Consider the following 14,550-nt stretch of genomic DNA (forward strand, 5'->3'; position numbering starts at 1 on the left):
AAGCTGGAACCGATTGGGATGGCCAGCTGGCGCGCGCGACTGCTTCTGTGGCCGTTCGCCATGCCACGCCCAGAGGCGTCCGTCATTCACCCGAATGGGTTTAGCGCCCCCTTGTCGATTAATTTATCGTTCATCCTGAATCGGGACGATTTTTACTTCTGGCTCAACCCATACAATACGTTACGGATAATTAAAAAAATGACGCCCACAACAATAAAGAAAACTTCCCCCAAGTTCCTGCTTTCAACTCTATCCGCAGTAGTAATCGCCGCCAGCCTGAGTGGATGTTTGTCCAGTGGCGGAGGCAGCAGCGACGATGACAGAAAAGAAACTGCGAACCCCCTGCAAGTATCGACACTTCAAGGCGATTACATTGGGATAGTTGATAACGGTATGCGCACTTACCGTGGCATTCGATATGGCGTTGCAGAGCGTTTCGCAGCCCCGGAATTCCCCGAAGCGCATTCAACTCCAGTCAAGTTGAGCACCGATTTCGCAAGCAACTGTCCGCAGAACGATAGCGCCTTTGGCCAAGCCAGCGTTGACGAAGATTGCCTGTTCCTCAATGTTTACGCTCCGGAAGAGCCTGGCGAATATCCGGTTATGGTGTGGATTCATGGGGGGGCGTTCGTTTATGGCTCCGGCGGTGAAAGTTACGATCCGGTACGGTTAGTCGAAAAAGGCGTGGTCGTCGTTACGCTGAATTATCGTCTGGGCGCACTCGGCTTTCTCCCCCACGCAAGCCTTGGAGATAGCAATTTTGGTCTGCAGGACCAGCAGTTGGCGTTGCAGTGGGTGAAAGACAACATCAGCAAGTTCGACGGCGATGCCGATAACGTGACAATCTTTGGCGAGTCCGCCGGCGGACACAGCGTCATGAGCCAGCTCGCCTCGCCGGGTGCAGCGGGTCTGTTTCATAAGGCTATCGTGCAAAGTGGATCCTATAACGGAAACCAGGTGCCACTGACTGACACCGTTCTGGGTCCTGTGACTATCCCCGGAGGTCAATCCCTGTTCGGAGCGCCTACCATCGCTGACACCAAGTGTGCAGACGATACCGGAGATCAGCTGGTGTCTTGTCTGCGGTCACTCTCCGTGGAAGACCTTCTTAAGGCGCAGCCGGACAATATACTCCCCGTGACGGGGACCGATACATTGCCTGTGCCGATCAACGAGGCCCTGGCCTCGGATTTTAATGAAGTGCCCGTGATGATGGGCAGCAACCTGAATGAGGGTACGCTATTCAGCCTGTTGGCGTTGGCTCCCGCTGAGGATGACCCTACGACCGCTGAAGATGAATCTCTTCGGCCTCCCTTTGTGATATCCGACATCGGATATTATGCGGCGGTCGCTTCGCTGCTGCAGGAAGACCTTAGGCTGGACGCGGCCACAATTGCAGATGACTACCTAAACCAGCAGACGCCGGTGGCAATACTGATGCAGCTTGGGCTGTCAGAGTCTGACGCAGGAGCCCTGCGCCGATACAACGCTTATTCTGCAATCGGCACCGACTGGCGCTTTACTTGCCCTAATAGCGAGCAGTGGGACTTGCTAACCGACAAGGTGGACACATGGGGCTATTGGTTCACAGATACCGACGCACCGAGCATCCTTGGTGATACCCAGTCGCCCTTCCCTCTGGGTGCATCTCACTCATTTGAAATTCAGTATGTGTTGAGTTCCAGCGAAACACTGGTGGAGCGCGGTGCTAGCGAAGAACAAGTAGCACTGGCCGAGCAGATGGCCGGCTACTGGACTAACTTCGCTAAATATGGTGACAACCCGGCAATAGGACCCAATGGCACCGACGGGGCCGAGGGTTCGATAGAGTGGCCGCGACTAACTTCGGATGGAGAAATCCTGCGTCTGAATACCCCTAATCCGGAAGCCGTTGGCGTAGCGGATTTCCGCACCACCCACCAGTGCGCTTATTGGAAAACCCCACCACTAGCAGCTCAATAACCTTCTTATGATAGTCACCGGAACTGAGCAATCTCAGTTCCGGTCTGTCAGTCTGTTAATCCTTCGACTGCGTCGAGGCTGGAGGCAGCACTGCCAAAAAGTTTTCCCGCGCAACCTTCTCCGCCGTTTCCTCGGAAAGCGCGTCCAGGAATGGGTCGAACGCTTTCATATTGCTCCCCAGACTGTCGAACTTGCCCACTACGTCAGAGCCAATCATGAAACGATCCGGATAGGCTTCCACGAGCTTGACCCACTTCTCGCTTGCCTTCCCTTCCTCATCAAGCAGGTAGAGATCAAGCAAACTCCAGGACAGGTCGATGTACAGGTTGGGATACACCTCGAGCATTCTTTCCAGTGTCGGATATACGAAGTCCAGCCTGTCCTGCCGGCGATGAATCTCGGCGCTGGTGCCAGCGTGGGCCCAGATGAAACGCACTTCCGGATGCTTGCTTAAAGGCTCCTCAAATTCTTGCAAATACAGCGGGTTACGCTCTCTTTTTGAAGTGATATTGCTGTGCACCATAACCGGCAGATCGAATTCCTGCGCAAGGTAATAGATGCGAGTCATGGCCTCGCTGTTGGCCCGCGGCGCATCGCCATGGGTCAGCGCAGTCAGATCATCATGACGGGTGAAGACCTCGCCGATTCCCTGCCAGATACCCGGATACATCTCGAGCATGCGTCGAAGATGCTCATCGGAATTTTTATCGTTGGGATTGATGCCGGAGAGGAAAGGATGGAATCGCTGCCGCTGCTCTTCCGGCAATTGCTGCATCGCGTGGGCAATGATGGCATCAGTCGCGCTATACCAGTAAGCACCTGCATCGTCACCGGCGTAATAGCGTGGGCGTTTTGGTTCGTTCTCGTGCCACTTTTTGGCTACCGGGATGCCGGAGAACATTACGTGTTGGATGTTGTGCTTGTCCATCTGCCGGAGCAGCGCCTGTATCCCGTCGCTTTCCTGGAAGAAGTCCACGAAATGCAGATGCGCATCGGAATAAACATAGTCGCGAGCGTGGAGCGGAGACATGCACAGAGCCGCAAAAGCGGCGGGTACCAGATAACGTAGGGCGAACAAGGGGACTCTCCTGAGGACGTACTGAACGCGTCATGCCGGGAGCGACGGTTCAACTGAGCCGCCTGATATCTTGCACAGCTCGGCGCGCCCGAAGGCGCTTCGTCATCAGGCAACACAACGGCATGCAGAAGACCCCGCAGAACGGAGCGAGTTCACGGCATACGGGGCAATCAGGGCGTAACGGTGTCTTCGTCCTTGCGCCGCTTGGAGCGGTTGCCCATGCGTACGCCGATATCCGTGAGAAACTGCATGTAGCCCTCCTTGTCCTCTATGACTTCCTGCCAGAAGGGAGAGTGATACATAGACATGGCGCCGTGGACCAGCGCCCAGGCGGCGCAATAATGGAAATAGGGAGGAACGTCTTCAAGCTTGCCGTCGTCGATCCGCTCCTTGATCACGCCGGTAAGGTTGTTGAAGTTTGATGCACGAATCTGATGAAGCTGCTCGATCATCTCGGGCATCTGGCTGGCCTTGACAACTTTCTCTTCCAGCCGATCAAACAGACGGTATCGATCCGGGTCGCTCATGCGGAACGCGAAGTACTCGCGGGCGAGTGCTTCCTTGTCACGCTCGATCGTTTCGGAATGCAGCAGAGCAGCCAGTTCGCGCTCATAATCAAGCATCAAACGCAGATATATTTCCGCCTTCGATTTGAAGTGCTTGTAGATGGTGCCTTTGCCGATTCCGACTTCGTCCGCGATCATTTCAACCGTGACGCTATCCTCACCCTGCTCAAGAAACAGTCGCAGGGACGTATCGAGTATTTCCTGCTCTCTTCTGCGGAACTCGCGGACCTTTCTGGATTCTTTTTGCATTCGGCGCACCCGCTTCCCTAACGTCGTTTAGCCGCATTATGCCAACTTTATGACCGGATGGACATATTTGGTTCAAACCTGACCGCAAGGTTCATGAGGGTAACGAATGGGAGGTCTTTTCGAAGCTGAGATTACAACGGTTCACGATAAGCTGCGTGCGCAACTATTCCGAATCAGTTTATAAAGTGCAGCAAACCCGCTGGAAAGTTCGCCGATATGATCAATACTGAAGACTAACAGGACGGCATTTCCCCCAATGACGTTCTGTACGGTCAGATCCCCATCTGGCCTTGCAACACTCCTAATGGTCTTGACCCGAATCCATCCCCCAGGATTCGGGTTTTTTTTGTCCGGCCTTAGCCCGAAGCAGGAGATTCAGACGGCGTCGGCAAACAACCGGTGGAAATTCGCAGTAGTGCTTTCCCAGAGAGATTCCAGAGATTCGCCCCTTAGCTCAGCGAGGAAGGCGGCCACCTCACATACAAATTGCGGCTCGTTGGGCTTGCCCCTGTGTGGCACCGGAGCGAGGTAGGGAGAATCTGTTTCGACCAGCAGACGGTCGGCGGGAATGCGCCTGGCCACATCGCGCAGCGCTTCGGCATTGCGAAAGGTGACAATCCCTGAGAGCGAGATGTAATAGCCCATATCCAACGCCGCCTTGGCCATATCCCAGTCTTCGGTGAAGCAGTGCAGCACCCCGGTCTGAGGCAGATCCGCTTCGTCAAGCAAGGCCAGGGTGTCGGCGCGTGCAGAGCGGGTATGGATGATGACCGGCTTGCCAGTCTGCCGTGCAGCCTGCAAATGAACCCGGAACGAGGTCTGCTGCTGCTCGGCCATATCGGGTTCGTAATGGTAATCAAGCCCCGTCTCGCCGATCGCCACGCATCGCGGGTGATTCACCGCCTGCACAAGCCATGCAAGATCGGTCGGCTTCTCACGGGTCAGATCCAGCGGATGTATACCCACGCTGCAGTAGACATCATCGTGCTCGTCAGCCAGGCGCTTGACCACGGCCGCGTTATCAGCATCCACGCCTATGCAGAGAAATTTGCCGACACCGCGGGCACGTGCCGCGTCCAGCGCAGCATCAAGGGAGCCGCCATGGGCGGTCAGGTCGAGTCGATCAAGATGGCAGTGAGAATCTATCAGCATGGTTACATCGTATGGGTGGGTCGGTCGGACTTTAGCGCACCGGCGAGGTAGGTTTCGATCTTGCTCCGCGCGGTATTGTCCTGGTCACTGAACTGGACACCTATGCCAGCGGCGCGATTTCCCTGCGCGCCCTTGGGCGTGACCCAGACAACCTTGCCGGCAACCGGAATCTTTTCTGGCTCGTCCATCAGATTCAGAAGCATGAACACCTCGTCGCCCGGACGATAGGATTTATTGGTCGGGATAAATAACCCGCCGTGCTTCACAAAGGGCATGTAGGCTGCATAAAGCACCGACTTGTCCTTGATCGTCAGCGAAAGAATACCGTTGCGTGGCCCTGCGCTCGGATTGCTCATAATTCACTCAGTCCTTTGTGATACTGGCTGGGCTATCGACGCACCGTTACGGCGCGTGAACTGCCCTCAAGCGTTGTTCCATCAGGTTACCGTCTTTCCGCCAGCTGTTTCCACTGTATCAATAACGACTCGACAAACAGAACGCGGTTGAGGTTGGCCTTGCCCAGAATCTTGCCGCGATGATCAAACAACCAGGTTTGCCAGTCCATGAGCTGTCGCCTTCCCAGGCGTTGCGCCATATAACCCAGGACCTTGTCCATATCATCGTTGGCGATGCATTCCCCCGCCCCGGCTTTGAGCTTGAGCAGGTCCAGCGTCCAGCTGCAAAACCAGTCGACCAGCAACTCGAGCGGCACGTTATTCCAACGTTCGGACAGCTGGGAGGCGGAACACTGATTCTTTAACAGCTCCTTGATGCCATCGACGACCAACTTGCGCAGCGCCAACGCATCCATCTCGTACAGCCCCAGCGCACGCAGCGGCGCGCCACCTGCCATCAACAACAACGCACTGTGTTGGTCCACGGACAGGTCCGGAAGCTCCTGGGCGAGCCAGCCAAGAGCGTCAGCCGGAACCGGCGTATTCAACAGCTGCACACGGCACCGGCTGCGTATCGTGGGCAACAGCCGGCTCGGCTGGTCGCTCACGAGCAATAGAAAGGTGTCCCGGTTAGGTTCTTCCAGTGATTTCAACAGCGCGTTGGCTGCGTTCAGGTTCATGGCCTCGGCAGGATGCAGGATCACCACCTTGCGCCCGCCCTGCTGGGCAGTTTGGGCGATGAAATCCCCCAACTGGCGAATGGCATCGACACGTATTGCCTTGCCCTCTTCTTCCGGCGCAATGAGCAGGCTGTCCGGATGGGTACCTGCCTTGCGCAGCAGGCAACTGCGGCATCGCTCGCACGCCATGCCGCGCTGCGGGTCGGTACACAACAAAAAAGCACTGAACGCCGAAGCAAAGCGACGTTTGCCAACCCCGGGAAGCCCGGCAAACAGATACGCGTGCGCATGTTGTGATTGCTCGGACAATGCGGTCCACAAGGACATATGCCAGGGGCATGGCAGCAGAGCTGAATCAAGCACGCCAGCGCTCCAGGACTTCTTCGACAACCGGCTGCATAGCCAGACGCACCTGCTCGAGACTGCCGCTGGCATCGATTATGCGGTAGCGTTGCGGATGCTGCCTGGCACGCTCCAGATAGGTAGCTCGTACGGCTTCGAAGAAGGCAGTCTGCTCCTGTTCGAAGCGGTCCAGCTGACTCCGCGCACGGGCACGTGACATGCCCAGCTCAACGGGCACATCAAACACCACTACCAGATCCGGCCGTAGCGGCCCCTGAACCCAGCTCTCCAGCGCGGCAATACGCTGCGCGTCGATCCCTCGCCCGCCGCCCTGATAGGCGTATGTCGCGTCCGTAAAGCGATCACTGATGACGACGCGCCCCTGTGCCAGGGCCGGCTTGATCAACGCACTGAGATGCTGCGCGCGTGCCGCAAACATGAGTAGCAGCTCGGCGTCCGCATCCATCAGCTCATCATGCTGGCTGAGCAGAACCTCACGAATCCGCTCGGCCACCGGGGTCCCGCCTGGTTCACGGGTCAACAGCGCCTCGCAGCCCGCGTCGGCCAGTGCCCGGGCAAACACCTTGAGATTGGTCGACTTGCCCGCACCTTCCGGTCCTTCGAAAGTGATGAATAATCCACTCACTGCTGCGCCTCGCTGCTGTCAGATTTGACCGGCGCCGGGCTTGAGCGATACCCCTCCGCCCTGTTGAGCTGATACTGCCGGACTGCGCGGTTATGCTCCTGAAGAGTATCGGAAAACACATGCGAACCGTCACCCCGAGCAACGAAATACAGGCTGCTGCCGGGCTTGGGGTTAACCGCGGCCAGTAAAGCTTCGCGGCCAGGCATGGCGATGGGAGTCGGCGGCAAGCCGTCGATCACGTACGTGTTGTAAGTTGTGGCTTCACGAAGGTCGCTGCGACGTATTTTCCCGGCATAGGCGTCACCCATTCCATAAATGACCGTGGGATCGGTCTGCAGACGCATACCTTTCTGCAAGCGGCGCGTAAACACGCCGGCAATTTCGTCGCGCTCATGGGGGACGCCCGTCTCGCGCTCCACAATGGACGCCAGGATGAGCGCTTCGTAGGGGGTATCGATAGGCAAGTTCGCTGCGCGCTGCGCCCACACCTCTGCCAGCACCTTCTGCATGCGCTGGTAGGCGCGCATCAGGATGTCCCTGTCGCTCATACCCAGCGTATATTGATAGGTATCCGGAAAGAACAGCCCTTCGGGATGATCTTCCTCGAGCCCGAGCTCGGCCATCAATTCCTCATCGCCAAGATCATCGGGCAGGGTCTGATTCAGCCGCTCGGCCGTCCTCAACGCCTGGCGAAACTGCTTGAAATTCCAGCCATCGACTAAGGTGACACTGCGCTGCAGCACGTCACCGCGTTCGAGCAGCGCCAGCAAAGCACGAACATCCATGCCCGGCTGCAATCGGTACTCACCGACCTGTAGCACCGTTTCCGGCATCTGCCATTGCCAGTAACGCCGAATCCACGCAGAGCGTTCGAGGATGCCCTGCTGTTCGAGCGAACCGAGCAACTTCCCCGGCGTGCTTCCCGGCTGTACTTCCAGCGTATCGACTCCCTGCACGTTGAGCTGTTGGTTCAGCGTCGCCTGTAGAATCAGGTATCCACCGACGGCAGCCGCTACGGCAATAAACCCAGCAAATACAATGAGTAAAGAAGCTTTCTTAACAAGTGACTTCACAATATAGCCTGTCTAGCCAGTGCCTGCGCCTGGCGTGTAAAAGGGCCTGGCGACCAGGTTCGGTTCATCAACCCAACGACCGGCCAAACGCCGTAGACGCTATTGCAGCAAAAAATCTCGTCGCTATCGAGCAACTCCTGCAGCTCAACGGCTCGTTGTCTTACCGGCTCTCCGCTGGCAGCAAGTTCAGCAAGAAGGTAGTCACGCATCACCCCGCGGACGCCGCATTCGGTTACCTCAGGCGTTACCCATTCACCTTCGCGTCGTAAGAACAGATTGCTCATGGTGCATTCCACCGGCTTGCCTAGCATGTCGCAGACCAACCCCTCCCCGAAGGGCGCTTGCCACTCTGAACGTGCGAGGACCTGCTCCAGCCGATTCAGGTGTTTCATGCCCGCAAGCGCAGGCTGCAAGGCGAGACGGGTAACACAGGGATAGAGAACGACGCCCTGTTCCTCCCGTTCCGCCGGGTAATCAGGTAGCTGAGCACCCAGGACAATGCGGGTAGCCGGCCCCTCGGACAACGCATAACCCCGCTCACCGAGGCCCCGAGTGATGATCAGCTTGATCAGCCCCTCACCTATTCGCAGCGCCAGACCGGAGGCTTCCCTGACAAACGCTGGCAGATCGAAAGTAATCCGCAGCCGCGCAGCGTCGCGCTCGAGTCTGGCGAAATGGTAGTCCGCCAGAGTAAGCCTGCCCTGAGCGACCCGTATGGTCTCGAACAGCCCGTCACCGTATGCCAGGCCCCGGTCCCGGACAGATACCTCGCCGGCGGGTTGTCCATTTACGAGGCAGGTCTCGCCGGCAGCGACGGCCATTGACTGGCTCATGCGTGGCGACGGAAAACCAGACTACCGTTGGTACCACCAAAGCCGAATGAGTTGGATACGGTCACATCCAGAGAGCGCGATTGCGCCTGGTGGGCCACGTAGTCCAGATCGCAGCCTTCGTCAGGGTTGTGCAGATTGATGGTCGGCGGCGCCACCTGGTCGCGAAGCGCCAGAATGCTGAAGATAGCCTCTACCGCACCCGCTGCGCCCAGCAAGTGCCCCGTCATGGATTTGGTCGAGCTGATCGCGAGTCTGGAAGCGTGCTCGCCAAAGACCGTCTTGACGGCGCGCGTTTCAGCAAGGTCCCCAGCCATGGTGGAGGTGCCATGTGCATTGATGTAGCCGACCTGGTCAGGCGTGACGCCTGCATCGCGCAGCGCATTGCTCATGCATTTGGCTCCGCCTCGCCCGTCTTCAGGCGGCGCGGTCATGTGATACGCGTCCCCGCTCATACCGAAACCAATCAACTCGGCATAAATAGCCGCACCGCGAGCCTTGGCCTGCTCATACTCTTCGAGTACGACCGCACCGGCGCCGTCGGACAGGACGAATCCGTCGCGGTCCTTGTCCCAGGGCCGACTGGCCGCCTGCGGATCGTCGTTACGGGTAGACAGCGCGCGTGCAGCGCTGAAACCACCAAGCCCAAGACCGCTGGTCGCCATTTCCGAGCCACCGGCGACCATCACGTCCGCTTCGCCATAGGCGATGTTGCGCGCGGCCATGCCAATGCTGTGGCTACCCGTGGTGCAGGCAGTGGTGAGTGCGTAATTCGGACCTTGCAGTCCATATTGAATGGACAGGTAGCCGGCGACCATGTTGATGATTGAACCGGGAACAAAGAACGGAGAGATTCTCCGCGGGCCGCTGGCCATCAACAGTTCATGGTTCTTCTCGATATTGGTCAGGCCACCGATACCGGATCCCATGGACACGCCAATACGATCACGGTTTGCATCGGTGATTTCGATTCCCGAGTCGTTCAACGCCTGCATGCAGGCTGCAACGCCGTACTGGATGAACAGATCGAGCTTGCGCGCCTCCTTGGCGGCCATGTAAGGCTCGATATCGAAATCCCTGATGGAGCCGCCGAAGCGAGTCCCAAAGGCACTCACATCCATGTGCTCGATCGGGCCGATACCGCTCTTGCCCGCCAATGCGGCCTGCCAGCTGCCTTCTACCGAATTACCCAGCGGGGTCAACATGCCCAGGCCAGTTACCACGACGCGTCTGCGCGACACAGGAAACTCCTTATTCAACTATCGAGAAGCACGGGGAAGCCATAGCCTCCCGCGAGCGCGGTATTGTCGCATAATGCGCGACCACGGCAACTCAAGCGAGCATGCCAGAACAGAAAACGCTCGCTGCAGATACTAAAAAGCCGCAGTTCTTGGACAGGACTGCGGCTTTTCACTGGCCCTTATCAGGCTACGCGATTACTTCTGGTTAGCATTCACGTAGTTGATAGCTTCCTGGACTGTGGTGATCTTCTCGGCTTCTTCATCCGGAATCTCGGTCTCGAACTCTTCTTCGAGAGCCATCACCAACTCGACGGTGTCGAGGGAGTCAGCACCAAGATCCTCAACGAAAGAAGCGTTGTTGGTCACTTCTTCTTCTTTGACGCCGAGCTGCTCGGCAACGATTTTCTTGACGCGTTCTTCGATGGTACTCATACCTTGTTCTCACTCCTATTTGCAGTTCCGAGAAGCCGGACTGCGGGTAGTTTATAGAAACGATTCGCGATTTTTCAAGCGCCAATAGCTTCTATGTGTAAACGGTGCCGGCCAGGTAGACCCTCACCGAGAGATTTTTAACTGCGAAAGCATACCCGTGCCACCTTAAAGTGGATAGGGTTTGCCGCACAATCAGCTCATGAACATGCCGCCGTTGACCGGAATTGTCGCACCCGTGATATAGCCAGCAGACTCACCTGCAAGGAAACTCACGACTGCGGCAATTTCCTCCGCCTGACCCAGACGCCCCAGGGGGATCTGCTCGAGCATGACTGATCGCTGGCTCTCATTCAGAGCCCGGGTCATATCGGTATCAATAAATCCCGGCGCAACGGAATTGACGGTAATCGATCTGGAGCCTACTTCACGCGCCAGGGACCGTGCGAAGCCTTCCATGCCCGCCTTGGCTGCAGCATAGTTGGATTGCCCGCCGTTGCCCATTCCGCTGACCACGGAACTGATGTTAATGATACGTCCCCAACGCGCCTTGGTCATACCCCTGAGCACGGCCTTGGACAAACGGTAGACCGAGCTCAGGTTAGTACTGATGACGTCATCCCACTCTTCTTCTTTCATCCGCATCAGCAGGTTATCGCTGGTGATCCCTGCGTTGTTGACGAGAACAAGTGGGGCGCCAAATTCATTTGTGACGCGTTCGAGCACATCGGAAACAGACTGGGGATCGCGTACATCCAGCTTGAGCCCTGTACCCTTGTATCCGGCTTCGGCAAGCTTCTCGGCAATCGCATCCGCGCCCCGGTCGCTCGTGGCGGTCCCGACGACGATTGCGCCCTGAGCCGCCAGCTCGTGGGCAATGGCCTGGCCAATCCCGCGACTGGCGCCAGTAACCAGCGCTACTTTCCCTTCCAGACTCATGCTCAAGCTCCTTGTTTGAATGTTGCTCTGGTGGCGGAAAAACCGTCGATCGTGTCCAGATGATGGGTATTGACCCCTTTAGCGCAGCGCTTGTTCAACCCGGACAAAACCTTTCCCGGTCCGCATTCGACCAGATCAGTGACACCTTGCGCTGCGAGATACTCAATACTTTCAACCCAGCGCACAGGACTGTATAGCTGCTCCACAAGCAGAGAGCGTAGCGCATCTGTATCGGCTGCGGGCCGTGCCGTGACGTTCTGCACCAATGTAATAGTTGGGGCGCGCCACTCCAGAGCCGCAAAATCGTTCGCCAGTTGCTCCGCTGCCGGCTTCATCAGCGCACAATGCGACGGCACACTGACAGGCAAGGCAATGGCACGCTTGGCGCCGGCTTCCTTGCAAGCATCAATGGCCCGCTGCACAGCCCCGGCCTGGCCGGCGATGACCACCTGGCCAGGCGCGTTGAAGTTAACCGCGCTTACCACCTCGCCCTGGGCAGCGGCGGCACAGATCTCGATGATTTTCTCGTCATCCAGGCCAAGAATGGCTGCCATGCCGCCCTCACCTTCAGCCACGGCCTGCTGCATCAACTGACCCCGACGCTCAACCAACCGCAGTGCGTCGGCAAAACCAATGACATCGGCAGCTACCAATGCGGAATATTCGCCCAGGCTATGGCCGGCGACGAATGCCGGGCGCGCTTCGCTCTGCGCACACCACAAGCGCCACAACGCGACCGAAACCGCCAGAATGGCAGGCTGGGTCCGATCGGTGCGATTCAGCTCCTCCACTGGACCGTCCTGGCACAATTGCCATAGGTCGTACCCTAGTGCGGCCGAAGCTTCGGAAAAGGTTTCGCCGATCAGCGGCTCCTGCTTCGCCAGCTCCGAAAGCATGCCTACAGCCTGGGAACCCTGGCCGGGAAAAACGAATGCGAGGGATTGAGTCATACAGCCTTCCTCGTTATTGAAGTAATTGAAGGATTGAGTGAATCAGAATGCAGGTTGGATGCACTGCGGTGACGCCAGGTCACACCCGCGGCTGCCTACAGGTGACCAGCCGTTTTGCTATACGTTTCGGCAGTCCGGCCTGACTGGCCAATATCGCCTGACCAATCGCCGCCTCGAAGCCAGCCTGGCTGGCTGCACCGTGGCTCTTCACCACCACACCAGACAACCCGAGCAACGTGGCACCGTTATAGCGTGCCGGATCGTGGCGCTCATATACCGGACGGAGTACGCGCCGCAACAGCGGACTCATCAGACGCAGCGTACGACTGCCTTGCAGCGCACGACGCGTCTCGTTCTGCATATATACAGCCAGCCCTTCGCAACTCTTGAGCATGATGTTGCCAACGAATCCGTCACAGACCACCACATCTGCCTGATTACGGAACAAGCCGTCACCCTCAACATGCCCGATATAGTTCAACTCCTGACAGGCGCGCAGCATGTCTGCCACCTCGCGAACGCGCTGCCCGCCCTTGTTGATCTCTTCGCCGATATTCAGCAGACCGATGCGCGGCCGTTCGATACCGGTGAGTTCGGACACCGCTTCGGACCCCATGATCGCAAACTCGAATAGCTGCTGGGCGGAGCAATCAACGTTGGCACCCAGATCGAGCACATAACAGGCGCGACCGGCTACCGGCAGCGCTGCCATGATGGCCGGACGCTGAATGCCCTCAAGGGTGCCCAATACGGATCTGGCCAACACCATGAGCGCACCTGTGTTGCCCGCACTCAAACACCCCTGGGCTTTGCCATCACGAACCTGCTCAATCGCCACACGCATGGATGCGTCCGGCTTACTGCGGAGAATGCTGGAGGGAGAATCGGTGGGAAGCACTACATCGGTGGTGAACACATACTGTACGCGCTGCGGCGGTAACAGATGCTCTTGAGCAAGTTGCTGGACCGGATCGGCGGAACCAACCAGCACAACATTCAGATCGGGATATTGACGAAGGGAGCGAGCTACGGCGGGGATAATGCAACGGGGACCGAAGTCCCCGCCCATTACATCAATTGCCAAAGTCATTTGAGGTGTCGTCATTGACCGCAACGCACTATCAGCGGACCTGGGCAAACTGACGTGGACAAGACTTACTCGTCGTTGTCCTTGTTGATCACCTGGCGGCCACGATAGAAGCCATCTGGCGATACGTGGTGACGAAGGTGAGTCTCACCAGTAGTCTTGTCAACAGACAAGGACGGTGCGGACAGCGCATCGTGTGAGCGACGCATGTCACGCGCGGAACGAGACTTTTTGTTCTGCTGTACAGCCATGACTATAAGCTCCTAAGCTTTAGGTATCACGTTTCAACTTGGCCAGCACGCTGAAAGGATTGGGCTTTTCGGCTTCTTCCTCCGGCTCCGGGATATCGGGCTGATAACCGGGTGGATGCTGACATGTTCCCGTTGGATGCATCGGAACCGCTGGCAGGGCCAGCAAGAGCTCATCTTCGATCAAAGCGTGCAGATCGAGTTTTTCATCATCCAAGATAACCGGTTCATAGTGCCGGGGCAGGTTCTTGGCCGCCTCGTCACTGCTTACAAAACCCACGTCGCACTCACTATCAAGCGGGATCATTACCTGCTCAAGGCAGCGCTGACAAATCAGCGCCACATCGACCTGATAATGGCCGTGCATAGCATGCACGCCCTGTTCGTCACGCGAAAACGACAGCTTTACCTGTACATCTTCAGCGGGGGCGTCCAGTAAGGCGCTCAGACGCGGCATCTTGCTCGCAGGAACCGTTCCTTCCAGAACGATGCTGCGGTCAATCAGCTTGTGCGGCTCAATGTGTGCGGGTATAGGTCCTGACATAAGCGCGCAATTCTAGGGACCACGCCCTCTGCTGTCAAAACTATTTGCAGAAATATGCGCAGGGTTTGCTTCCGTTTCAGCACGCCCCGCCCAAATCGACGCGAAGAAACCCGAGGATCGCGGCGAATGACTATCCTGC

At 57.4% G+C, this 14,550-nt stretch carries 16 protein-coding genes; 1 reads left to right on the forward strand and 15 read right to left on the reverse strand.

The features are described from left to right. Nucleotides 1-18: 18 nt before the first annotated feature. Complete coding sequence (locus HG264_RS05900; protein ID WP_169406784.1) at nucleotides 19-1,962, forward strand: carboxylesterase/lipase family protein; 1,944 nt, start codon at nucleotides 19-21, stop codon at nucleotides 1,960-1,962. Between the two features lie 55 nt (nucleotides 1,963-2,017). Here the strand turns inward: HG264_RS05900 and HG264_RS05905 are convergent, their stop codons facing one another. The 15 genes from HG264_RS05905 to HG264_RS05975 form a co-directional block, all read right to left on the reverse strand. Further along, nucleotides 2,018-2,992: an amidohydrolase family protein gene (locus HG264_RS05905; RefSeq protein WP_169409024.1), complete on the reverse strand. Its 975-nt coding sequence runs from the start codon at nucleotides 2,990-2,992 to the stop codon at nucleotides 2,018-2,020. Nucleotides 2,993-3,210: 218 nt separating this feature from the next. After that, entirely contained in the window at nucleotides 3,211-3,855 is a 645-nt protein-coding gene (locus HG264_RS05910; RefSeq protein ID WP_169406785.1) for a TetR/AcrR family transcriptional regulator, read from the reverse strand. A gap of 375 nt (nucleotides 3,856-4,230) precedes the next feature. Next, nucleotides 4,231-5,007 (reverse strand): TatD family hydrolase, encoded by a 777-nt coding sequence (locus tag HG264_RS05915; protein WP_169406786.1) that lies wholly within the window; start codon nucleotides 5,005-5,007, stop codon nucleotides 4,231-4,233. 2 nt (nucleotides 5,008-5,009) lie between these two features. Continuing rightward, entirely contained in the window at nucleotides 5,010-5,363 is a 354-nt protein-coding gene (locus HG264_RS05920; protein ID WP_169406787.1) for a PilZ domain-containing protein, read from the reverse strand. Between the two features lie 86 nt (nucleotides 5,364-5,449). Next, nucleotides 5,450-6,445: a DNA polymerase III subunit delta' gene (locus tag HG264_RS05925; RefSeq protein WP_256663786.1), complete on the reverse strand. Its 996-nt coding sequence runs from the start codon at nucleotides 6,443-6,445 to the stop codon at nucleotides 5,450-5,452. Beyond that, nucleotides 6,438-7,070: a dTMP kinase gene (gene tmk, locus HG264_RS05930; RefSeq protein WP_169406788.1), complete on the reverse strand. Its 633-nt coding sequence runs from the start codon at nucleotides 7,068-7,070 to the stop codon at nucleotides 6,438-6,440. Before tmk ends, HG264_RS05925 begins: the two co-directional genes overlap by 8 nt. Then, nucleotides 7,067-8,146, reverse strand: coding sequence for an endolytic transglycosylase MltG (mltG, locus tag HG264_RS05935; protein ID WP_372240222.1), 1,080 nt, complete (start codon nucleotides 8,144-8,146; stop codon nucleotides 7,067-7,069). The genes tmk and mltG overlap by 4 nt, the downstream gene beginning before the upstream one ends. After that, nucleotides 8,140-8,964, reverse strand: a complete 825-nt coding sequence (pabC, locus tag HG264_RS05940) for an aminodeoxychorismate lyase (RefSeq protein WP_169406789.1) — start codon at nucleotides 8,962-8,964, stop codon at nucleotides 8,140-8,142. Before pabC ends, mltG begins: the two co-directional genes overlap by 7 nt. 8 nt (nucleotides 8,965-8,972) lie before the next feature. After that, nucleotides 8,973-10,214: a beta-ketoacyl-ACP synthase II gene (gene fabF / locus HG264_RS05945; protein WP_169406790.1), complete on the reverse strand. Its 1,242-nt coding sequence runs from the start codon at nucleotides 10,212-10,214 to the stop codon at nucleotides 8,973-8,975. 195 nt (nucleotides 10,215-10,409) lie between these two features. Next, the gene (gene acpP / locus HG264_RS05950; RefSeq protein ID WP_169406791.1) at nucleotides 10,410-10,646 is read right to left on the reverse strand and encodes an acyl carrier protein; all 237 of its coding nucleotides are present in this window, start codon (nucleotides 10,644-10,646) and stop codon (nucleotides 10,410-10,412) included. Between the two features lie 192 nt (nucleotides 10,647-10,838). Continuing rightward, complete coding sequence (gene fabG, locus HG264_RS05955) at nucleotides 10,839-11,582, reverse strand: 3-oxoacyl-ACP reductase FabG (protein ID WP_169406792.1); 744 nt, start codon at nucleotides 11,580-11,582, stop codon at nucleotides 10,839-10,841. Between the two features lie 2 nt (nucleotides 11,583-11,584). After that, nucleotides 11,585-12,532: an ACP S-malonyltransferase gene (fabD, locus tag HG264_RS05960; protein ID WP_169406793.1), complete on the reverse strand. Its 948-nt coding sequence runs from the start codon at nucleotides 12,530-12,532 to the stop codon at nucleotides 11,585-11,587. Between the two features lie 79 nt (nucleotides 12,533-12,611). Then, on the reverse strand, nucleotides 12,612-13,622 hold the full coding sequence (gene plsX, locus HG264_RS05965) for a phosphate acyltransferase PlsX (RefSeq protein WP_372240201.1): 1,011 nt from the start codon (nucleotides 13,620-13,622) through the stop codon (nucleotides 12,612-12,614). Between the two features lie 65 nt (nucleotides 13,623-13,687). Beyond that, nucleotides 13,688-13,870: a 50S ribosomal protein L32 gene (rpmF, locus tag HG264_RS05970; protein ID WP_150298940.1), complete on the reverse strand. Its 183-nt coding sequence runs from the start codon at nucleotides 13,868-13,870 to the stop codon at nucleotides 13,688-13,690. A 19-nt stretch (nucleotides 13,871-13,889) separates the two neighbouring features. Beyond that, entirely contained in the window at nucleotides 13,890-14,411 is a 522-nt protein-coding gene (locus HG264_RS05975; RefSeq protein ID WP_169406795.1) for a YceD family protein, read from the reverse strand. Between the last annotated feature and the right edge of the window lie 139 nt (nucleotides 14,412-14,550).

Origin of the sequence: Pseudomonas sp. gcc21 (assembly GCF_012844345.1) — a bacterium.
Taxonomy (GTDB): Bacteria; Pseudomonadota; Gammaproteobacteria; order Pseudomonadales; family Pseudomonadaceae; genus Halopseudomonas.